A 21,085-nucleotide genomic window follows, 5' to 3' on the forward strand; every position below is an offset into this window, starting at 1 on the left:
GTAGCCGGACAGCGCCAGTTCGCTGAACATGACCAGATCGGCTCCCGCCTTCTGCTGCTCCTGCACGATTTGCAACATGCGTTCGGTGTTGCCTTCAATGTCGCCGACCAGCAGGTTCAGCTGGGCCAGGGCGATGGAAAGTGATCTGCTCATTTGTGTACGATCCCGCTTAATACGTTCCATGGTGCTCTACGCCGGGGCGCGCCGCGGCAAAGAGAACGGAGTGTAAATCATTCCGCCGGATTTGTTGAGAACCTGCGTGGCAGGCGCCGGCGGGAAACTGTCATTCTTTAAAATCGTTGGCGTCCAGCTCGTGGCGCGACAGCAATTTGTAAAACTCGGTGCGGTTGCGGCCCGCCATGCGCGCGGCCTGGGTCACGTTGCCCTTGGTGATCTGCAGCAGTTTGCGCAGATAGTGCAACTCAAACTGGTTGCGCGCTTCGGCGAAAGTCGGCAGCGCGGTGTTTTCCCCTTCCAGCGCCTGCTCAACCAACGCTTCGCTAATCACCGGCGCCGAAGTCAGCGCCACGCACTGCTCGATGACGTTGACCAGCTGACGCACGTTGCCCGGCCAACTGGCGGTCATCAGCCGCTTCATGGCGTCGGTCGAGAAGCTGCGCACGAACGGCTTGTGCCGCTGCGCCGCTTCGCGCAACAGGTGATTGGCCAGCAGCGGGATATCTTCGGCGCGCTCGTTGAGCGCCGGGATCTTCAGGTTCACCACGTTGAGGCGGTAGTAGAGATCCTCGCGAAACTCGTTCTTCGCCATCGCCTTTTGCAGATCGCGGTGGGTGGCGGAGATGATGCGCACGTCAATGTCCAGATCGCGATTGCTGCCGAGCGGCCGCACCTTGCGTTCCTGCAGCACGCGCAGCAGCTTCACCTGCAGCGACAGCGGCATATCGCCGATCTCGTCGAGGAACAGCGTGCCGCCCGCCGCCGCCTGGAACAGCCCTTCGCGGCTGCTGACCGCGCCGGTGAAGGCGCCCTTGGCGTGGCCGAACAGTTCGGACTCCAGCAGTTGCTCCGGCAGCGCGCCGCAGTTGATGGCGATGAACGCCTTGCTGGCGCGCGGGCTGGCCGCGTGGATCGCCTGCGCCACCACCTCTTTACCGGTGCCGCTCTGGCCGTTGATCAACACGCTGACGTCTGACTGGGCCACCATTTTCACCTGCTCCAGCAGGCGCAGCATCAACGGACTGCGGGTGACGATGTCTTCCCGCCAGGCATCGTCGCCGGCCGGGCTGGCCGACAGCGCGAGCGCCTCGTCGATGGCCTTGTACAGCGCATCGCGATCCACCGGCTTGGTGAGAAAGCTGAACACCCCCTGCTGGGTAGCGGCCACCGCATCGGGAATCGAACCGTGCGCGGTGAGAATGATCACCGGCATGCCCGGCTGATGTTTTTGGATCTCGGCGAACAGCGCCATGCCGTCCATCTCATCCATGCGCAGATCGCTGATCACCAGATCGATCTGCTCGCGCGCCAGCAGGCGCAGCGCTTCCTGGCCGCTTTCGGCGGTGGTGACGTGAAAACCTTCGCTGGTCAGGCGCATGCCCAGCAGCTTCAGCAGGCTGGGATCGTCGTCAACCAATAACAGGTTGGCCGGTTTGCGTGCGGTCATTGCGCGTGGGACTCCTTATTGGCGGGGTGCGGCGTATAGGTGTCTTCCGGTTCAACCGGCAGCGCAGTGCCCTTTTCCGGTTCGTCCTGCGGCTCAGCCCCTTTGGCGGCCGCGCCGTTTTTACGGGCGGCGTCGCCCTTTTGCGAGCCCGCGCCGCTGTCCGGTATTTCCCCTTGCAACTGCTTGCGCGATGAGAGCTGGCGCTCGATGTCGGTCAGGTTTTCCAGCTTGCGCGAGGTGTCCTGCAGCTGCGATTGCAAGCGCGCCTGGCTCTGGCGCAGCGAATCGATCTGGCTGTCGCTGCTCTCCTGCAGATGCTGATAACGCGCTTTCTCATCGAACAGCGTGATCTGCAGCATCTGCTGCTGGCGCCACAGCTGCGTCAGTGGACGCAGCGAGCCGGGGAACTCCATCCGGTAGCTGTTGATCCTGTCGATCATCTGGCGGCGTTCGCCGGAGGTCGGCTGTGCGCTCCCCAGCAGGATGCTCTGTTTGAAAACGCCGGACCAGCTGTCGCCCGGCACCGTTTTCGCCAGCGCGCGCGCCTGGGTTGAGCCGATGCGATCGGCGCAGTCCATCGCGCGCAGCCAGTAGAGCGCGTTATCCAGCGCATCCTTGTCGTCCAACTGCCACAGGGTATCGCAAGCCGCGGTGCGGTAATCGATCACCTTGGTATCCGGGATCGCCTCTTGCTGCTGAGCGCTCAGGCCGCCGCTGACGGCGCGATCGACGCAGCCCGCCAGCAACAGCGGCATAAAGAAAACGGCGCCCAACCAGCTGATCGGGCGTTTGCCGAGCGGCGCTCTGTGCGTGGCACGCGGTGAACGTTCGGTCTGTGAAAGACGAAGGCGCTTAGACCATGTGTACATTATTTATTCATTCTCGGCGGTTAACGGCAGTTCAATGCGGAAGCAGACGTCTGCACCGGCGACCGTCGCCAGTTGCAGCTCACCGCGCATGCGACGGATACAGTCCTGAGCGATGCTCAACCCCAGTCCGCTTCCTTTTACCGCCCCTTTTCGCTGGTGACTACCCTGGAAAAAAGGCTCGAAAATCATGGCTCTTTCAGCCTCGGGGATCGGCGTGCCGGTATTGGCGACGTCGATTTGCACCCGTTGTCCAACCTGACGGCTGCGGATCCAAATGTTACCGGATTCCTTGCCGTAGTGCACCGCATTGGAGTAGAGATTATCCAGCACGCGCATTAATAGCGTAGGCTCTGCCCAGCAGATTTCCGCCTCCAGCGCGATTTCGGTGGAAATCATCTTCGCCCGCGCCGGCAAACTGTGCGCGGCGACCACCAAATCGACCATCTCGCGCAGCTCGACGTTCTCGTGTTCCGCCGGGCCATCGGCCAGTTTGCGGTTGTAATCCAGCAGCTGTTCAATCAGCTGCTGCAGGTGGCGACTGCTGTTGTCGAGGATCGCCACCACCTCTTTCTGATCGGAAGTCAGCGGCCCCGCCACCTCGTCGGCCAGCAGCTCGGTGCCTTCGCGCATGCTGGCCAGCGGCGTTTTCAACTCGTGCGAGATATGGCGCAAGAATTCGTGGCGCTGCGATTCCAGCCACGCCAACCGCTCGCTCAGCCAAATGATGCGCTGCGCCAGCGAACGCAGCTCGCGCGGCCCTTTGAACGATGCGGTGCTGCCCAGCGCACGCCCCTCCCCCAGGCGGTTGATCATCCGTTCCACGGCCTTGACCGGCCCGATGATCATGCGGGTAAACAGCACCACCAGCAGCACGCTGACCAGGAACAGCAGCAGCGCCTGCCAGCCGAAGAACTGGCCGCGCTCGGCGATGGCTTGCTGCAGCTGCTGGCCACGCGAGAACACCACCGCGCGCGTGGCCTGCACCATTTCGGCGTTGGAACGGGAGAACGATTCGAGCAAGGCCGAAGCCTCTTGGTCCGGCCCGCTGTTATGGCATTTGATCGCCGCCAGCTGGGTCAGCAACTGACGCAGCGTTTGGTAGTAGCGCTCGTCCGGCAGAATCGGCGCATGGGCGTCCAGCATCTGCGAATACTGTTTGCGCTGGTTCTGGTACAGCTTCTGCAGCGTAGGATCGACCAGCACGCAGTACTGACGATAGCTGCGCTCCATCTCCAGCGCCACGCTGGTCATCGCCTCGCTGCGCCGCGCGTCCACCAGCGTGGTGCGGTTAATGTCCGCCGCCTGCGCGCTGAGGTGATCCAGGCTCTGGTAGGCTTGATAGGCCAGCACCAACAGCGGCAGCAGCACCAACAGGAAGGCCAGCAGCACCAATTGCCGCAGCGAACGGGGGAATAAACGCCATTTTTTCAACGAAATCATCTCATTCTCTCAGCTCTGTCACGATGCTAACTGACTCGCCGGAAAGAGAAAAGCCCGGCAGGGGAGAATCCTGAACGCACAAGGAAAAAGCGGCAGAATCGGCGAACCGCGCCCATGGGCCTGGCCTGCCGACGGCATGCGGCCCCGGTAACATCAACCGGTGCGAAAACGAGCGTGTGGGGATAGCGTCTGCGTTCGAGGACATAGGCAACGAAACGGGCATAAGCGCAGCGTTGAGAATTGACATCGGGGCAAGAAACTTGCCCCAACGCAAGGAAAGTGTGGATGCCCTTAAACCTCGTCCCCAGGGTGATGTAGCGCAGCGGCTGGCATCGAACAGGACGAATAGCATCCGTAAGTATCCAGGATTGATGAACCCTTCATCACAGTTGGATACAGGCGGTGCCTCACTCCACGTGTCGCCCGATGCTTGATAAAGCCGCTTGCACGGTCTGTTATCGGTTTGGTTGGACGATAGGCACCATTTCTTTGGCATCATTCGGAGGCTTATGAGGCGATTTGCCGTCTAATGACGGCGCCGTCATAAAAAGGTGAATGAGCAGCCGCCGAGAATAATGCACGTAGCGTGCCAATTTTGCAATAAAAATCATAACACAATGATTTTATTTGAAAATAAAATAAAATCAGCAAATTCCCTCGTCCATTACACGGTGATGAATGATGAAAAAAACGCCGCGCTGTCGCCAAATGCAGACAACTAAAGTCAAACCTGCTTACCACCAATAAAATCAAATAGTTAAATGTCTCCATTTAGCGACACGAAAAATAGCGCCTGTCGCAAAATGCAGACACTGCCGCCAGACGGCGAACGCCGGCCATAAAAAAGGGCGCAATTGCTTGCGCCCTCTGTACGGTGGTGGCCGCTTTTAACCCAGTTGCTTACGGGCGTTGCGGAACATGCGCATCCACGGGCTGTCCTCGCCCCACTCTTCCGGGTGCCAGGAGTTGCTGACGGTGCGGAACACGCGTTCCGGGTGCGGCATCATCACCGTGGCGCGCCCGTTGGCGCTGGTCACGGCGGTAATGCCGTTCGGCGAACCGTTCGGGTTAGCCGGGTAAGCCTCCGTGACCTGACCGGCGTTGTTGACGAAACGCAGCGCCACCAGGCCATGGCTTTCCAGCGCCGCCAGATGCGCCGCATCGCGCACTTCGACGTGCCCTTCACCGTGGGAAACGGCGATCGGCATGCGCGAACCGGTCATACCTTGCATGAACAGCGACGGGCTGGCCGCCACTTCCACCAGGCTGAAGCGCGCCTCGAAGCGATCCGACAGGTTACGCACGAAGCGCGGCCAGTGTTCGGCGCCCGGGATCAGCTCGCGCAGGTTGGACATCATCTGGCAGCCGTTGCATACGCCCAGCGCCAGCGTCTGCGGACGGTGGAAGAACGCCTCGAACTCGTCACGCACCCGCTCGTTGAACAGGATAGACTTCGCCCAGCCTTCGCCGGCGCCCAGTACGTCGCCGTAAGAGAAGCCGCCGCAGGCCACCAGCGTGTGGAAGTCCTGCAGATCGCGGCGCCCTGCCAGCAGATCGCTCATGTGCACGTCCACCGCGTCAAAGCCGGCGCGGTGGAACGCCGCCGCCATTTCAACGTGGGAGTTCACCCCCTGCTCGCGCAGCACCGCCACTTTCGGGCGAGCGCCCTTGGCGATGTACGGCGCGGCGATGTCTTCCTCGGGTGCGAAAGTCAGCTTCACGTTCAGGCCGGGATCTTGTTCATCCTGCTTGGCCTGATGTTCCTGATCGGCGCACGCCGGGTTGTCGCGCAGACGCTGCATCTGCCAGGTGGTTTCCGCCCACCAGGTGCGCAGCGTATTGCGGCTTTCGCTGTACAGCGCCTTGCCATGTTGGTTGATGACGAAACGATCGCCGGCCTGCGCGCTGCCGATGTGATGCACGTTGTCGGTCAGCCCGTGCTGCGCGAACGCCCGCTTCACGTCGTCAAGACGTTCGGCGCTCACCTGGATCACCGCGCCCAACTCTTCGTTGAACAGCACCGCCAGCGCATCGTCGCCGAGGCCATCGAGGTTAACCTCTACGCCGCAGTGACCGGCGAAGGCCATCTCCGCCAGCGTCACCAGCAGACCGCCGTCGGCGCGATCGTGGTAAGCCAGCAGCGCGCGATCGGCCACCAACTGCTGCATGGCGTTGAAGAAGCCCGCCAGCTGCGCGACGTTGCGCACGTCGGCCGGTTTGTCGCCCAGTTGGCGATAAACCTGCGCCAGCGCGGTGGCGCCCAGCGCGTTATGCCCGTTGCCCAGGTCGATCAACAGCAGCGCGCTGTCGCCCTTATCCGTGCGCAATTGCGGCGTCACGGTATGGCGCACGTCTTCCACACGGGCGAAGGCGGTGATGACCAGCGACAGCGGCGAGGTCATTTCACGCTGTTCATTGCCTTCCTGCCAGCGGGTTTTCATCGACATGGAGTCTTTACCCACCGGAATGGTGATGCCCAGCGCCGGGCACAGTTCTTCACCCACCGCTTTTACCGCCTCGTACAGGCCGGCGTCTTCACCCGGGTGGCCGGCGGCGGCCATCCAGTTGGCGGACAGCTTCACGCGCTTCAGGCTGCCGATTTCCGTAGCGGCCAGGTTGGTCAGCGCTTCCCCGACCGCCAGGCGGCCGGAAGCGGCGAAGTCCAGCAGCGCCACCGGCGCGCGTTCGCCGAGCGACATCGCCTCGCCGTAATAACTGTCCAGGCTGGCGGTGGTGACCGCGCAGTCGGCCACCGGGATCTGCCACGGGCCGACCATTTGGTCGCGCGCCACCATGCCGGTGACGGTGCGGTCGCCGATGGTGATCAGGAAGGTTTTCTCCGCGACGGCCGGCAGATGCAGCACGCGCTTCACCGCGTCGGCCAGCGTGATGTTCTCACGCTGCACCGCCTGGCCCTGCGCCTGCAGACGGGTCACGTCGCGGGTCATCTTCGGCGTTTTGCCGAGCAGCACGTCCAGCGGCATGTCGATCGGTTGGTTGTCGAAGTGGCGGTCGTTCAGCGTCAGGTGCTGTTCTTCGGTCGCTTCGCCGATCACCGCGTAAGGCGCGCGCTCGCGGCGGCAGATCTCATCGAACTGCGCCATCTGCGCCGGGGCGATCGCCATCACGTAACGTTCCTGCGATTCGTTGCACCACACTTCCAGCGGGCTCATGCCCGGCTCGTCGTTGAGGATATCGCGCAGCTCGAAGCGGCCGCCGCGGCCGCCGTCGCTCACCAGCTCCGGCATGGCGTTGGACAGGCCGCCGGCGCCGACGTCATGGATAAACAGGATCGGGTTCTGGTCGCCCAGCTGCCAGCAGCGGTCGATCACTTCCTGACAGCGGCGTTCCATTTCCGGGTTGTCGCGCTGCACCGACGCGAAATCCAGATCGGCATCGGACTGGCCTGACGCCATCGATGACGCCGCGCCGCCGCCCAGGCCGATATTCATCGCCGGGCCGCCCAGCACTACCAGCTTGGCGCCGACGGTGATTTCCCCTTTCTGGACGTGATCGGCGCGGATGTTGCCGATGCCGCCCGCCAGCATGATCGGTTTGTGGTAGCCGCGCAGCTCGACGCCGTTATGGCTGTTGACGCGCTCTTCATAGGTGCGGAAGTAGCCCAGCAGCGCCGGACGGCCGAATTCGTTGTTGAACGCCGCGCCGCCCAGCGGGCCTTCGGTCATGATATCCAGCGCGGTGACGATGCGTTCCGGTTTGCCGAAGTCCTGCTCCCACGGCTGTTCAAAGCCGGGAATGCGCAGGTTGGACACCGAGAAACCCACCAGGCCGGCCTTCGGCTTGGCGCCGCGGCCGGCGGCGCCCTCGTCGCGGATCTCGCCGCCGGAGCCGGTCGCGGCGCCCGGCCACGGCGAGATCGCCGTCGGGTGGTTGTGGGTTTCCACCTTCATCAGGATGTGCGCGTCTTCCTGATGGTAATCGTACGTGCCGTTGTCCGGCGCGGCGAAGAAGCGGCCGACCTGCGAACCTTCCATCACGGCGGCGTTATCTTTATACGCCGACAGCACGTAGTCCGGCGTCTGCTCATAGGTGTTCTTGATCATTTTGAACAGCGATTTAGGCTGCTGTTCGCCGTCGATGATCCAGTCGGCGTTGAAAATCTTGTGGCGGCAATGCTCGGAGTTGGCCTGCGCGAACATATAGAGTTCGATATCCGTCGGGTTGCGCCCCAAACCGGTAAAGGCATTCAGCAGGTAGTCGATCTCGTCCTGCGCCAGCGCCAGGCCGAGCCGGACGTTGGCCTGCTCCAGCGCGGTGCGCCCTGCGCCCAGCACGTCGACCGACTGATACGGCGCCGGCTGATGGTGCGCGAACAGCTGTTCGGCCTGTTGCAGCTCGCTGAAGACGGTTTCCATCATGCGATCGTGCAACAGCGCGGCGAGTTGGCGCCACTGGGTTTCCGTCAGCTCGGGCGCCTTGACGTAGAACGCCAGGCCGCGCTCCAACCGCAGCACCTGCTGCAAACCGCAGTTGTGGGCGATGTCGGTGGCTTTGGAAGACCAGGGAGAAATGGTGCCCGGGCGCGGCGTAACCAGCAGCAGCCGACCTTCGGGAGCGTGTTCGGCGAGAGAAGGACCGTACTTGAGCAGACGCTGAAGCTTGGCGTGTTCTTCGGCACTTAGCGGTGCGCTGACATCGGCAAAGTGGACGTACTCGGCGTAGATATCACTGACGGGCAGGTGAGCGTCCTGGCAGCGGGACAGCAGTTTGGTAATGCGAAAAGCCGATAAAGCGGGCGAACCACGCAGAATTTCCATAATCAAAGTTCTCTCGTCTTCGAAGCGACGGATAAGACGCTTCATTGGGCGCAACAGGGGAAAACGCGCGTCATTATAGAGAATCCTCGCCGCCGACGAAACCGTTTGCGTAGGGATTATTGATAAAAGCATGCCGCACCGTCGAATTGTCATAACGTGTCAATAAAGTTGCACACTGGCGTTTTGTTGCGCAAAATGCCCCCCGCACTGGTGATTTAACCATGAGAAAAGTCGCGGTTGTCGTCGCCGGTGCACCTGTGCCACCACTGGATAACTATTTGAAACGTCTTAAAATAAACTACATTCTCATCGGCGTTGTCACCCTGCTTCTGGCTCTCGCGCTGTGGCCCAATATCACCTGGCGCAGCGGCCAGGGCGGGCAACTCCAGGAGATCATTTCCCGCGGCGAGTTGCGTATCAGCACGCTGAACTCCCCGCTGACCTATTTCAACACCAAGCAAGGGCCAGGTGGGCTCGACTACGAACTGGCCAAGCGCTTCGCCAACTACCTCGGGGTGAAGCTGGTGGTGATCCCCCATCAGAACATCAATGACCTGTTCGACGATCTGGACGACGACGACGCAGACCTGCTGGCGGCGGGCCTTATCTACAACCAGGAACGCCTCAGCCGCGCACGCACTGGCCCGGCCTACTACTCTGTTTCCCAACAGCTGGTGTACCGGCTGGGCACCCCGCGGCCGAAAAGCTTCGCCGACATCAAAGGCAAGCTGGCGGTCGCCTCCGGTTCCGCGCACGTCAGCACGCTAAAACAGCTCAAGCAGGATAAATACCCGGATCTCACTTGGGAGTCCTCCAGCGATCTCACCTCCAAAGAGCTGCTGGAGCGGGTTGCCGACGGCAAGCTGGACTACACCCTCGGCGATTCGGTGACCATCGCGCTGCTGCAGCGCATCCATCCGCAGCTGGCGGTGGCGTTCGACGTCACCGACGAAGAGCCGGTCACCTGGTATCTGAAACGCGACGGCGACGACAGTCTGTACGCGGCGATGCTGGATTTCTACAGCCAGATGGTGGACGACGGCACCCTGGCGCGGCTGGAAGAGAAGTACCTCGGCCACGTCGGCAGCTTCGACTATGTGGACACCAAAACCTTCCTGTCGGCCATCGACTCGGTGCTGCCCAACTTCCGCCCACTGTTCGAGAAGCACGCCAACGAGATCGACTGGAAGCTGCTGGCGGCCATCGCCTATCAGGAATCGCACTGGAATCCGCAGGCCACCTCCCCCACCGGCGTGCGCGGCCTGATGATGCTGACCCGCGCCACCGCCGACGGCCTGGGGGTCAACGACCGCCTCGATCCGGAAGAGAGCATTCAGGGCGGCGCGCTCTACCTGCAGCGGCTGATGGCCAAGGTGCCGGACAGCGTGCCGGAAGACGAACGCATCTGGTTCTCGCTGGCGGCCTACAACATGGGCTGGGGCCACATGCTGGACGCGCGCAAGCTGACCAAGACGCAAAAAGGCAACCCGGACAGCTGGGTCGACGTCAAACAGCGCCTGCCGATGCTCAGCCAAAAGCGCTACTACCCGCAGTTGACCTACGGCTATGCGCGCGGGCGTGAAGCCTACAACTATGTAGAAAATATCCGCCGCTATCAGGTCAGCCTGGTGGGCTATCTGCAGGAAAAAGAGAGAAAGGCGGCGCAAGCGGCCGCCGAGCAGGAAGCGTTGGGAAAAGGCTATCCGACGGTGATGCCGGAACTGGCGCTCAACTACTGATTATTCCGGCTTATCCGCCGCCCGCTGCGCCAGCCTGAGCGCTTTTTTCTGTTCGCGGCGCAGGCGGAAGAAATTGCTCAGGGTGGCGGCGCATTCGTCCGCCAGCACGCCCGAGACGATCTCCACCTGATGATTCATGCCCGGATGGCGCAAAATATCCACCAGCGAACCGGCCGCGCCGGTTTTCTCGTCGGCGGCGCCATACACCAACCGGCGGATACGGCTGTGCACCATCGCGCCGGCGCACATCACGCAGGGCTCCAGCGTGACGTACAGCGTGGCGTTCAACAAGCGGTAGTTTTGCAGCACCGCGCCGCCCTGGCGCAGCGCCATGATCTCGGCGTGCGCGGTAGGATCGTGTCGGCCGATCGGGCGGTTCCAGCCCTCGCCGATGACCTGATTGTCCAGCACCAGCAGCGCACCCACCGGCACCTCGCCCTCTTCCTGCGCGCGCAGGGCCAGCTGCAATGCCTGACGCATCCAGTACTCATCGTTATATTCAGTCATCGCATAATTCCTCGTGCGCTTTTGCGGCGGGCATTATACACACTAGCCTCCCTTTGTCGTAGCCGCCCACCAATGGCTATACTGGCCGAATCAGCATGTGATTCAGGGACAAGAAGCATGAAACTCAGTAAAAAGAACGCCGTCGTGGTGCGCAAGGCGCTGGACGGCTGGGTTGGGGAAGGCGCCATGACGCCCGAACAACGGCAGCAACTGCTGCTGCATGTGGACGTACAACCTTTCGATTGGCGGCGGCTGGCGCGCTATGCGTTTCTCGCCGCGCTGGCCTCGCTGCTGATCGCCGTCACCAGCCTGTTCGCCGACAGCGCACTGCTTGCATGGCTGAGCGAACTGTTCCGCTTCGACGCGCCGGTACGCATGGCGATCGCCGGGGTGTTGGCGGCGCTGGCCTACGTCTGGGCGCTGCGCCGCCGCCAACGGCACCCGGAAAAACGTTACGGCAACGAGGCGGCATTGTTTGTCGCCGTGTTGCTTACCGCCTGCGCCTTATGGCAGTTGGGGGTCTGGCTGGATAACGGCAGCGGCCGGGTTTCCGTACTGCTGCTGGTCGCCGCGCTGCTGTACGGCGCGATCGGCTGGTTCAGCCGCTCCGGGCTGGTGTGGTGGTTCGCCCTGCTGTCGCTCGGCAATGCCTTCGGCGCCGAGACCGGCTACCTGTCCGGCTGGGGCGCCTACTGGCTCGGCATGAGCTACCCGATCCGCTTTATCGCCTTCGGCGCGGTGCTGATCGCCGCCGCATTGCTGCTGCGGCCACTATTGGCGCAGCGCGGCCTGCAGCGGGTGTCGCTGGCGATGGGCCTGCTGTACCTGTTCATCGCGCTGTGGCTGCTGTCCATCTTCGGCAACTACGGCGATCTCGACAGTTGGTACCGCGCGCGCCAGATTGAGCTGTTCCACTGGAGCCTGCTGTTCGGGCTGGCCGCCCTCGCCGCCATCTGGCTGGGGTTGAAGCATGACGACGCCATGCTGCGCGGTTTCGGACTGACCTTCCTCGGCATCAACCTGTATACCCGCCTGTTCGAGTTTTTCTGGGACAGCATGCCGAAGGCGATTTTCTTCGCGCTGCTCGGCCTGAGCCTGTGGGCGTTGGGGCATTATGCGGAGAAGATTTGGCAGCTCGGGCGCAAACCGCACGACGTAACCGACGACTGATCGCGGCAGCGATAACAGCAAAGGGCGGAATTCTCCGCCCTTTGTTTATTCCAGCTGCTGCAGCTCGCCCTGCTTGCTTACCCGCCAGCGGTGTTCGCAAAAAAACAGCAGCGGATTGTCCTGCTTGCTGTCGCTGTAACCGCTGTAAAGCTTCAGCGGCGCGCCGAGCCGCTGTTCCAGCTGCACCACTTTCTGCGCCCCCAGGCAGCGCAAGGTCAAGACCCAACCGCCGCAGCGTCGCGTGATGCGGCTGCCGATCAACCGCACCCGCGGCAGAAACGCCGAATCCCGATACACCTGCTCCACCAGTTGCTCCGGCGAGCCGGTAATCAGCCACACCTCGGCATCGTGTTCATCCAAATACTGCCGCAGCCGCATTTGCACCACCGGAAACGCGGTCACCTTCTGGCGGAAAGCCTCGATAAACTGCCGCTCCAGCGCCTTCAGCGTCGCTTCGGAGCGCCCGAAAGTGATCGCCCACAGCAGCAGGCTCATCGGCCAACGCGCGGCGCGCCCCAGCAGCAGCAGCGCCAACCCGATCGGCGGCAGCAGCGGTATCACCAGCAACAGGTTCAGCGGTAAGCGGCGCAGCAGAAAGCGCAAGAAACTGCCGAACATATCCTCCTGATGCAGGGTGCCGTCCAGATCAAAGAAGACCACGCGGCGCCCCTCTGCGGCCGGTTGTTGCTGCTTGTCGCTCAAACGCTACTCCTCGGGATCGTTGAACCCCATCATCCAGGTGAAGAGAAAACCGGCGATAATCGTAATCAGCATCCCCGCCAGATACAACATCACCTTACCTGAGACGATGGTCAACGCCAAAGGCAGCCCCGAAATGCCGAAGGTAATCACCGTCGCCACTTTCCAGTAGCTGATTAGCGCGCCGCCTACCGCGCCGCCGAGGCAGGCGCCGATAAACGGCCGGCCCAGCGGCAGCGTCACCCCGAAGATCAGCGGCTCGCCGATGCCGAGAATGCCGACCGGCAACGCCCCTTTGATCACCTTCTTCAGTCGCGCGTTGCGGGTTTTCAACAGCACCGCCAGCGCCGCCCCCACCTGACCGACGCCGGCCATCGCCAGGATCGGCAGCAGCGGGTTGGAACCGTGCGCCTGCACCAGCTCGACGTGGATCGGCACCAACCCCTGATGCAGGCCGGAGAGCACCAGCGGCAGGAACAGCCCCGAGAGCAACGCCCCCACCAGCAGCCCGCCCTTGTCGATCGCCAGATTGGCGCCGTGGGCGATGGCATCGGAAATATAACCCCCGATCGGCTGCAGGATCAGGATCGCCAATGAGGCGGTGACCAGCGTGGTCAGCAGCGGGTTAAGGATCAGCTCGACCGACTCCGGCAACAGCGTGCGCAGGCGTTTCTCCACCCAGCACATCAACGCCACCACCAGCAGCACGGCGATCACCCCGCCGCGCCCCGGCTGCAGCGCCTCCCCGAACAACGTGATCTGCGCCAGCGCCGGGCTGGAGAGAATGCCGGCCATCACGCCGCCCATCGCCTGCGAGCCGCCGAATACCCGCGCGGCGTTGACCCCGACCAGAATGTTCATGATGGCGAACACCGCGCTGCCGAAGATCGCCAGCAGCCCCAGCGCGTTCGGGTAGTCCACGGCCAGCTGACCGGCGATGTCGGGCCGTTTCAGCAGGTTGATGATGCCGGTGATCAGGCCCGAGGCGATAAACGCCGGGATCAGCGGAATAAAAACGTCGGCCAGCTTTTTCAGCGCGCCGCTCATCGGCGCAGCGTATTTTTGCTTGGCCTGCGCCTTGGTGCGGGCGGCGTCACCGACGGCGACGACGGGCTGCGCGCTGCCGCTCAACAGCCCGCGCATGGCGTCCACCACCTTGGCGGCGGCGCCCGGGCCGACGATAAACTGATGCTGCTCACCCTGTTTGATATAGCCTTTCACGCCGGGCAGCTGCTTGAGGGCGGCCAGGTCCAGACGCTGCTCGTCGCTGACCTCAACGCGCACCCGCGTCATGCAGTTCTCCAGTTTGAGGATATTGCCCTCGCCCCCCACGCCCGCCAGGATCTGTGTCGCCAATGCCGTTGTCTTGTCCATCGCCGCCCCCACCGTGAATTAACGCGCCAGCGCCGCGCGCAGGTAGCCATCGTGCCGCTGCAGCCGCTGCTGCGCCTCTTCGGCGCTGACGCCGGCCAAAAGCATCAGGATCGCCGGTTTAACCTCAAAGCCGGTCTGCGCCAGCGCCGCTTCCGCCTGAGCGCGTTCGGCGCCGGTGGCCTCAACCACGATGCGGCAGGCGCGATCCACCAGTTTGACGTTGGTGGCCTTCACGTCCACCATCAGGTTCTGGTAAACCTTGCCCAGTTTGACCATCGCGCCGGTCGACAGCATGTTGAGCACCAGTTTCTGCGCAGTGCCGGATTTCAGGCGCGTCGAACCGGTCAGCGCCTCCGGCCCTACCACCGGCGAAATCGCCACCTGCGCTTCGTGCGCAATCGGCGAATCCGGGTTGCAGGAGATGGCCGCCGTCGGGCAGCCCAGTCCGCGCGCATAGCGCAGTGCGCCGATCACGTAGGGCGTGCGCCCCGAGGCCGCCAGCCCCACCACCATATCGATGGCGCTGAGGTTCAGCGCCCGGAGATCGGCTTCGCCCAGGGTCTCGTCATCTTCCGCCCCCTCCACCGCTTTGAGCAGCGCGCCCGGCCCGCCGGCGATCAGCCCCACCACCACGCCGTGCGGCACGCCGAAGGTCGGCGGGCACTCGGAGGCATCCAATACCCCCAGGCGGCCGCTGGTGCCGGCGCCCAAATAAATCAACCGGCCGCCGGCCTTCAACGCNGACCGCCTGCGCAATCGCCGGCAGCACCTGTTCAATCGCCTCCGGCACCTTGCGATCTTCCTGGTTAAAGCAACGGACCATGTCCAGCGTCGACATTTCATCCAGCCCCATGGTGGCCGGGTTGCGGGTTTCCGATACCAGTGCGCCTAAGTTCATCTGTTCACCTTTGAATTTTTAATTCACAAAACTTAATCAATATTTGAATATTTTATTCAACAAAGCGAGCGCTATTTGCTATTTTAACGGTGAGCTCACAAAAATTTTCACCGCGCGTTTTCGCCCTCTGCATGGCAAAATGGCCGCTGGTTTCCAGGGAAAGAACAATGAGTACCCTTCTGCGCATTCGCCAGATGTATCCGACACTGGCGCAAAACGACCGCAAGCTGGCGGACTTTCTGCTGAATAACGCCGAGCAGGCGCGCCATCTCAGCTCGCAAAAGCTGGCCCAGTTGGCCGGCATCAGCCAGTCGAGCGTGGTGAAGTTCGCCCAAAAACTGGGCTATAAAGGTTTCCCGGCGCTGAAGCTGGCGCTGAGCGAGACGCTGGCTCAGCCACAGGTTGAACCGGTAGTGACCGTTCACAACCACATCCTCAGCAGCGACACGCTGAAAACCGTCGGTGAAAAGCTGCTGGCGGAAAAGCAGGCGGCGCTGCGCGCGACGCTGGACATCAACAGCGAAGAACGGCTGCATCAGGCGCTGGACATGCTGCGCCAGGCGCGCCGGGTGATGCTGATCGGCATCGGCGCCTCCGGGCTGGTGGCCAAGGATTTTTCCTTCAAGCTGCTGAAAATCGGCGTGATGGCGGTGGCCGAAGCGGACATGCACGTCCAGTTGGCGGCGGTGCAGGCGCTGGACAAGCGCGATCTGCTGCTGGCTATCTCCTTCAGCGGCGAACGGCGTGAAATCAATCTGGCGGCGGAAGAGGCGCGCCAGGCCGGCGCCAGGGTGCTGGCGCTGACCAGCTTCTCGCCCAATGGTCTGCAGCAACGCGCGGACCACTGCCTCTATACCATCGCCGAAGAGCCCCATACCCGCAGCGCGGCCATCTCCTCCAGCACGGCCCAGTTCGCCCTCACCGACCTGTTGTTTATGGCCCTGATCCAGCACGATCTCGATCATGCCCGCGATCGCATCAAGCACAGCGAACAGTTAATGAAAAAGTTGGTTTGACGCGTATAATGGCGGCCGATAAAACGCCGCCAGTTCAATTATTTCCCTTCTCTGCATTCGAAAAATAATGTGCGGGCGGTGACCTGCTCAATTATCGATCAATAATTGGGCGTGCATGGACAGCATTATTTAACGATACCATTATGAATACACACACTGTTATTTTAGATAAGTTGCGGCATTCCGTGACGCATCCGATTCTGCGTACCTTTTTGCTCTATGTCATTACTGCATTGATTCTAATCAAGGCGATGGGATACAGCGGTGGAAAAGGTATTGATATTCTTTTTATTGCGCTTACTTTGCTATTATTATCTATTCATTCGCTTACCCGATACGGCCTGATTATTCCGTTTATTCTGCTGTGCGCGCTGTATGCGCCGGTCGGGGCCATTTACGGTACCCCTTCCGCTGCCGTGATGTCCGCCCTGTTGCAAACCAACCTCATAGAAGCGAGGGAGTTTTTGCAGACCCTGCCGGCCAGTTGTTATCTGCTGCCCGCCGCCATTCTGGTTATGCTGGCCATTCTCGGCCTATTTATTTGGCGGCAAGCCATTTCAAAAAAAACTATACTTCCCTTGCTAGCCCTGCTGATGGTTATCATTATCGCCAGAGCCTTCAATGGCGGTGTGGCGAATCTTAAATTGCCTGACTTCTTTTTATCCCTCTACTCGGCTTACCATCAATACCAACAGCAGGTTGATGAATTAAGTGCCGGTGCTACAACACCGGATACTTGGTCAATAACCGCAGGCGCACCGACAAATGGAAACTATGTCATTATCGTCGGCGAAAGTATGCGCAAAGATCATATGTCATTATTTGGTTATCCGGTGTCCACTACGCCGTTTCTGGATAATGCCAATGGACGATTTTACAGCAATTATATTTCCACTGCGCCAAATACGTTCGAATCGCTTCCTCGCACGCTGGCTTTGAGCAACGGCCACAACATTGCCATCGGAGATAATATCATCACCCTGGCAAAAGCCGCCGGTCTCAAAACCCACTGGCTGTCCAATCAGGGCATGTTCGGACAATTCGATACGCCGGTATCAAAAATCGCCATGTTCAGCGATAGCCATTATTTCCTGAAGAAAGGCGACTTCCAATCGCGCAATACCGATGACGATGCGCTGCTGCCGATATTTGACCCATTATTGCGTCGCCAAGGACAAGGCAATCTGTATGTGCTGCATCTGATGGGCTCGCACGCCGACTTTTGCGAGCGGCTTAACGGCGAACCGCCGAGCGTCGAGTCGCCGAATAAGGAGCTGGCCTGCTATCTCTCTACCTACCGCAAGACCGACCGTTTTATCGAGCAGGTTTATCACAGCCTGAAACAGAGCGGCGCACCGTTTAAACTGTTCTATTTCTCCGATCACGGCCTTTCCCACAAGGATATCGGCGGTGGGCGTTCTTTACGCCACAGCGGCGATACCCGGCAGAATTACCAGGTGCCGTTGCTGGTGCTGAGCGATCGCGACCAACAGCACCAGATCATTGATGATCCCTTAAGCGCGTTCGATTTTATCGGGTTGTTTGCCCAAGAGGCGGGAATACGGATTGCCCATCCCGAAGTGATGCCTACGATACGCATCGCAGATGCAGATAAACGCTGGGTGTTTGACGGGCAGAGAATGGTTGATTTCGATCAGTTGGCTGACGATCCGCCTGAGTTACCCTAAGCGGTAAGATGACGAAAAAGTGCCCGTTGCGCGGCGATTCTATGATAGATTGCGCGCCAGCCCGAGCACACCGATGGAAAGATAACTGACAATGGCACTGCTGATTACCAAGAAATGCATCAACTGCGACATGTGCGAGCCGGAATGCCCGAACCAGGCAATTTCGATGGGTGATGACATTTACCAAATCGATACCGATCGCTGCACCGAGTGCGTTGGTCATTACGATACGCCGACCTGTCAGCAGGTTTGCCCTATCGACAACACCATCATCACCGATCCGCAGCATCGCGAGACTAATGAGCAGCTGTGGGACAAGTTCGTGGTGTTGCACCACGCCGATCGCATTTAATCGCCGCAGGACTGACAAGGGCGCCACAGGCGCCCTTTCTCTTTTCAGCTTTCGACGATCACCGTCGCGCAGGCATAACGCCGTTCGTCGGCCAGCGAAACGTGGATCGCGGTGACCCCCATCTCCCCCGCCAGTTCGGCGGCGCGACCGTGCAAACGAATATTCGGTTTGCCCAACGCATCGTTGAACACCTCGAACTGGTTGAACGCCAGGCCGTTGCGAATGCCGGTGCCGAACGCCTTGGCGGCGGCCTCTTTCACCGCGAAACGTTTGGCCAGAAAGCGGATCGGCTGCTGGTGCTGCTGATACAGCGCCCACTCGGCGTCGCTCAGCACCCGGCGCGCCAGACGATCGCCGCTGCGCTCCACCACCGCTTCGATACGCGCCATCTCGACGATGTCGGTACCCAGCCCGAGCACCGCCATTACCGGCGCGCTTCCCGCATCAACACTTTCATGTCGGCAACCGCGGCCGGCAGCCCGCTCATCACCGCCTGGCCGATAATCGCATGGCCGATGTTGAGCTCGTGCATTTCCGGCAGCGCGGCGATCGGCTGCACGTTATGGTAGGTCAGGCCGTGGCCGGCGTTGACCTTCAGCCCCTTCTCGGCCGCGTAGGCGGCGGCTACCGCGATGCGGCGCAGCTCGGCCTGTACCGCCAGCTCGCCCTGCGCTTCCGCGTAGGCGCCGGTGTGGATTTCGATGTAAGGGGCGCCCACCGCCACCGCCGCGTCGATCTGGCGATGATCGGGATCGATGAACAGCGAAACCAGAATGCCCGCCTGCGCCAGGCGCTCGACCGCCACGCTCATTTTATCCAGCTGGCCGGCGACGTCCAGGCCGCCTTCGGTGGTCACTTCCTCGCGTTTTTCCGGCACCAGACAGCAGAAATGCGGCTGCAGCTCAATGGCGATGTCCAGCATCTCGTCGGTCACCGCCATCTCCAGGTTCATGCGCGTCTGGATGGTCTGGCGCAACAAGCGCACGTCGCGGTCGGTGATATGGCGGCGATCTTCGCGCAGATGCACGGTAATGCCGTCGGCCCCCGCCTGTTCGGCAATGAATGCCGCCTGAACCGGATCCGGGTATTGGGTTCCGCGCGCGTTACGTAACGTGGCGATGTGATCGATATTGACGCCCAGCAGCAAATCAGCCATGACAACCTCTAAATACGATTTTCAGTGCCAGCAGTTTACACGCGGGCGCAGGGCGGCAAAAGGGGAAAAGGTCAGGCGTCGTCGACCGGCGTATTCGGCTGTTTGCGCACGAATTGGCGGAACAGTTCGCGGCTCTTCAACGGCTTGCCGCCGAGGTAGGGCTTCAGCGCCATGCGGGTGAAGCGCTTGGCGGCGCGCAGCGTCTCGGCATCGGGAAACTGCCGCTCCGCCAGCGCGCGCAGTTCACGCCCGGTGAAGCTGTAGTGATCCACCACCAGGCTGGCGATAAAGCCTTTCTCTTCGCGGTAGCGGTAGGTCATGGCGTCATCCACCGGCAGGCCGCTGCCGGCGCAGTGCAGAAAATCGAGGCCGTAGCCGAGATGATGCAACAAAGCCAGCTCGAACTGGCGCAGCGCCTGTTCCGGCGAACTGTCTTCCGCCGCCAGCGCCTGCAGGCATTGCAAGTAGTCGAAGAACAGCACCGAGTAGTTGGTTTCCTGCTCCAGCACGCGCGCCAGCAGTTCGTTCACGTACAGGCCGCTGTAAAGCATCATGCCGCTGAGGGGTAAACCGAGAGAGACCGCTTCGGCGTTGCGCAGCGTTTTCACTTCACCGCGGCCGCCCCAGCGCACTAACAGGGGGGTAAAGGGTTGCAGGCAACCCTTCAGATTGGAGCGGCGGCTGCGCGCGCCTTTCGCCAGCAAACGCACCCGCCCATGACCTTCGGTAAACAGATCCAGCATCAGACTGGTTTCACTGTACGGCCGCCCATGCAGGACGAAAGCGCGCTCCCAGCCGTCCACGGATCGTTACTTCAGATCGTCAACATAGCCCAGGCTGCGCAGCGCACGTTCGTCGTCCGCCCAACCGGATTTCACTTTCACCCACAGCTCGAGATGCACTTTGGCGTCGAACATCTGTTCCATGTCCTGGCGCGCTTCGATGCCGATGGTTTTGATCTTGGCGCCCTTGTTGCCGATGACCATTTTCTTCTGGCCTTCGCGCTCAACCAGGATCAGGCCGTGCACATCGTAGCCGCCGCGATCGTTGGCCACGAACTGTTCGATTTCTACCGTCACTGAGTACGGCAGCTCTTCGCCCAGGAAACGCATCAACTTCTCGCGGATGATCTCAGACGCCATAAAGCGCTGGGAACGATCGGTGATGTAATCTTCCGGGAAGTGGTGTTCCGCTTCCGGCAGCAGCTTGCGCACGATGCCGGCGATGGTGTCGACGTTCATCCCTTTCTCGGCGGAGATAGGCACCACGTCGAGGAAATTCATCTGCTGGCTGAGGAACGCGATGTGCGGCAACAGCTTGGATTTGTCGGTAACGTTATCGACCTTGTTGATCGCCAGCAATACCGGGCAACGCAGGCTGCGCAGCTTGTTGACCACCATTTCGTCGTCGGCGGTCCAGTTGGTGCCTTCGACCACGAAGATCACCAGCTCAACGTCGCCGATTGAGCTGCTGGCCGCGCGGTTCATCAAACGGTTGATGGCGCGTTTTTCTTCGATGTGCAGCCCTGGGGTATCGACGTAGATCGCCTGATAGGCGCCATCGGTGTCGATGCCCATGATGCGGTGACGGGTCGTCTGCGGCTTACGCGACGTAATGGAAACCTTCTGCCCCAGCAGTTGGTTCAGCAACGTCGATTTGCCCACGTTCGGGCGGCCGACGATGGCGATAAACCCGCAGTGTTGTTTTACTTCGCTCATTCAAGCTCCAGCTTTTTCAGCGCTTGTTCCGCTGCCGCCTGCTCGGCTTTACGGCGG

General features: G+C 61.2%; 17 protein-coding genes and 1 pseudogene. 5 read left to right on the forward strand and 13 right to left on the reverse strand.

Features of this window, described 5'->3' with window-relative positions; all coding sequences use genetic code 11:
• The 5 genes from ADK28_RS31745 to purL all read right to left on the reverse strand — a co-directional run.
• Positions 1 to 153 (reverse strand): nitrilase-related carbon-nitrogen hydrolase (locus ADK28_RS31745; protein ID WP_152929732.1); only part of this gene is annotated, 153 nt, incomplete at its 3' end.
• A 130-nt stretch (positions 154 to 283) separates the two neighbouring features.
• Entirely contained in the window at positions 284 to 1,624 is a 1,341-nt protein-coding gene (glrR, locus tag ADK28_RS20655; protein ID WP_004941361.1) for a two-component system response regulator GlrR, read from the reverse strand.
• The gene (gene qseG, locus ADK28_RS20660) at positions 1,621 to 2,493 is read right to left on the reverse strand and encodes a two-component system QseEF-associated lipoprotein QseG (protein WP_053091628.1); all 873 of its coding nucleotides are present in this window, start codon (positions 2,491 to 2,493) and stop codon (positions 1,621 to 1,623) included. The genes glrR and qseG overlap by 4 nt, the downstream gene beginning before the upstream one ends.
• Before the next feature lie 3 nt (positions 2,494 to 2,496).
• Positions 2,497 to 3,933: a sensor histidine kinase gene (locus ADK28_RS20665; protein WP_004941357.1), complete on the reverse strand. Its 1,437-nt coding sequence runs from the start codon at positions 3,931 to 3,933 to the stop codon at positions 2,497 to 2,499.
• An 887-nt stretch (positions 3,934 to 4,820) separates the two neighbouring features.
• Complete coding sequence (purL, locus tag ADK28_RS20670) at positions 4,821 to 8,714, reverse strand: phosphoribosylformylglycinamidine synthase (RefSeq protein ID WP_193392144.1); 3,894 nt, start codon at positions 8,712 to 8,714, stop codon at positions 4,821 to 4,823.
• A 275-nt stretch (positions 8,715 to 8,989) separates the two neighbouring features.
• Here purL and mltF point away from each other — a divergent pair, with 275 nt between their 5' ends.
• Positions 8,990 to 10,450, forward strand: coding sequence for a membrane-bound lytic murein transglycosylase MltF (gene mltF, locus ADK28_RS20675; RefSeq protein WP_025303935.1), 1,461 nt, complete (start codon positions 8,990 to 8,992; stop codon positions 10,448 to 10,450).
• Here mltF and tadA read toward each other — a convergent pair whose 3' ends face one another.
• Entirely contained in the window at positions 10,451 to 10,957 is a 507-nt protein-coding gene (tadA, locus tag ADK28_RS20680) for a tRNA adenosine(34) deaminase TadA (protein ID WP_015378796.1), read from the reverse strand.
• A gap of 117 nt (positions 10,958 to 11,074) precedes the next feature.
• On the opposite strand from tadA, the gene ADK28_RS20685 reads away from it, so the two are divergent.
• Positions 11,075 to 12,127, forward strand: coding sequence for a DUF2157 domain-containing protein (locus tag ADK28_RS20685; protein ID WP_048796537.1), 1,053 nt, complete (start codon positions 11,075 to 11,077; stop codon positions 12,125 to 12,127).
• Between the two features lie 45 nt (positions 12,128 to 12,172).
• Here the strand turns inward: ADK28_RS20685 and yfhb are convergent, their stop codons facing one another.
• From yfhb to murQ, 3 genes and pseudogenes are all read right to left on the reverse strand, one after another.
• Positions 12,173 to 12,829 carry a phosphatidylglycerophosphatase C gene (yfhb, locus tag ADK28_RS20690; RefSeq protein WP_004929188.1) on the reverse strand — a complete coding sequence of 219 codons (657 nt, stop codon included), beginning with the start codon at positions 12,827 to 12,829 and terminating at the stop codon, positions 12,173 to 12,175.
• A 3-nt stretch (positions 12,830 to 12,832) separates the two neighbouring features.
• The gene (locus tag ADK28_RS20695) at positions 12,833 to 14,200 is read right to left on the reverse strand and encodes a PTS transporter subunit EIIC (RefSeq protein ID WP_048796538.1); all 1,368 of its coding nucleotides are present in this window, start codon (positions 14,198 to 14,200) and stop codon (positions 12,833 to 12,835) included.
• Positions 14,201 to 14,218: 18 nt separating this feature from the next.
• A pseudogene (gene murQ, locus ADK28_RS20700) lies at positions 14,219 to 15,098 on the reverse strand (N-acetylmuramic acid 6-phosphate etherase).
• 167 nt (positions 15,099 to 15,265) lie between these two features.
• Here murQ and ADK28_RS20705 point away from each other — a divergent pair.
• The 3 genes from ADK28_RS20705 (at position 15,266) to ADK28_RS20715 (ending at position 18,154) form a co-directional block, all read left to right on the forward strand.
• Positions 15,266 to 16,114, forward strand: coding sequence for a MurR/RpiR family transcriptional regulator (locus ADK28_RS20705; protein ID WP_033639602.1), 849 nt, complete (start codon positions 15,266 to 15,268; stop codon positions 16,112 to 16,114).
• Positions 16,115 to 16,257: 143 nt separating this feature from the next.
• Entirely contained in the window at positions 16,258 to 17,802 is a 1,545-nt protein-coding gene (locus ADK28_RS30450) for a phosphoethanolamine transferase (protein ID WP_193392143.1), read from the forward strand.
• Between the two features lie 91 nt (positions 17,803 to 17,893).
• Entirely contained in the window at positions 17,894 to 18,154 is a 261-nt protein-coding gene (locus tag ADK28_RS20715) for a YfhL family 4Fe-4S dicluster ferredoxin (RefSeq protein ID WP_033639601.1), read from the forward strand.
• 44 nt (positions 18,155 to 18,198) lie between these two features.
• Here ADK28_RS20715 and acpS read toward each other — a convergent pair whose 3' ends face one another.
• The 4 genes from acpS to era form a co-directional block, all read right to left on the reverse strand.
• Positions 18,199 to 18,579, reverse strand: a complete 381-nt coding sequence (gene acpS, locus ADK28_RS20720) for a holo-ACP synthase (protein ID WP_004929169.1) — start codon at positions 18,577 to 18,579, stop codon at positions 18,199 to 18,201.
• Positions 18,579 to 19,310: a pyridoxine 5'-phosphate synthase gene (gene pdxJ / locus ADK28_RS20725; protein ID WP_016929790.1), complete on the reverse strand. Its 732-nt coding sequence runs from the start codon at positions 19,308 to 19,310 to the stop codon at positions 18,579 to 18,581. Before pdxJ ends, acpS begins: the two co-directional genes overlap by 1 nt.
• Positions 19,311 to 19,381: 71 nt before the next feature.
• Positions 19,382 to 20,113: a DNA repair protein RecO gene (gene recO / locus ADK28_RS20730; RefSeq protein WP_004929165.1), complete on the reverse strand. Its 732-nt coding sequence runs from the start codon at positions 20,111 to 20,113 to the stop codon at positions 19,382 to 19,384.
• Between the two features lie 6 nt (positions 20,114 to 20,119).
• Positions 20,120 to 21,028, reverse strand: a complete 909-nt coding sequence (era, locus tag ADK28_RS20735) for a GTPase Era (RefSeq protein ID WP_004929162.1) — start codon at positions 21,026 to 21,028, stop codon at positions 20,120 to 20,122.
• Positions 21,029 to 21,085 lie beyond the last annotated feature (57 nt).

This window comes from Serratia sp. 506_PEND (assembly GCF_001076875.1).
Lineage (GTDB): Bacteria > Pseudomonadota > Gammaproteobacteria > Enterobacterales > Enterobacteriaceae > Serratia > Serratia marcescens.

Coding starts and splice junctions, on each gene's coding strand:
- glrR (WP_004941361.1), bottom strand. CDS start 1,624: ATGACCGCACGCAAACCGGCCAACCTGTTATTGGTTGACGACGATCCC.
- qseG (WP_053091628.1), bottom strand. CDS start 2,493: ATGTACACATGGTCTAAGCGCCTTCGTCTTTCACAGACCGAACGTTCA.
- ADK28_RS20665 (WP_004941357.1), bottom strand. CDS start 3,933: ATGATTTCGTTGAAAAAATGGCGTTTATTCCCCCGTTCGCTGCGGCAA.
- tadA (WP_015378796.1), bottom strand. CDS start 10,957: ATGACTGAATATAACGATGAGTACTGGATGCGTCAGGCATTGCAGCTG.
- ADK28_RS20685 (WP_048796537.1), top strand. CDS start 11,075: ATGAAACTCAGTAAAAAGAACGCCGTCGTGGTGCGCAAGGCGCTGGAC.
- ADK28_RS20695 (WP_048796538.1), bottom strand. CDS start 14,200: ATGGACAAGACAACGGCATTGGCGACACAGATCCTGGCGGGCGTGGGG.
- ADK28_RS20705 (WP_033639602.1), top strand. CDS start 15,266: ATGAGTACCCTTCTGCGCATTCGCCAGATGTATCCGACACTGGCGCAA.
- ADK28_RS30450 (WP_193392143.1), top strand. CDS start 16,258: ATGAATACACACACTGTTATTTTAGATAAGTTGCGGCATTCCGTGACG.
- ADK28_RS20715 (WP_033639601.1), top strand. CDS start 17,894: ATGGCACTGCTGATTACCAAGAAATGCATCAACTGCGACATGTGCGAG.
- acpS (WP_004929169.1), bottom strand. CDS start 18,579: ATGGCGGTGCTCGGGCTGGGTACCGACATCGTCGAGATGGCGCGTATC.
- pdxJ (WP_016929790.1), bottom strand. CDS start 19,310: ATGGCTGATTTGCTGCTGGGCGTCAATATCGATCACATCGCCACGTTA.
- era (WP_004929162.1), bottom strand. CDS start 21,028: ATGAGCGAAGTAAAACAACACTGCGGGTTTATCGCCATCGTCGGCCGC.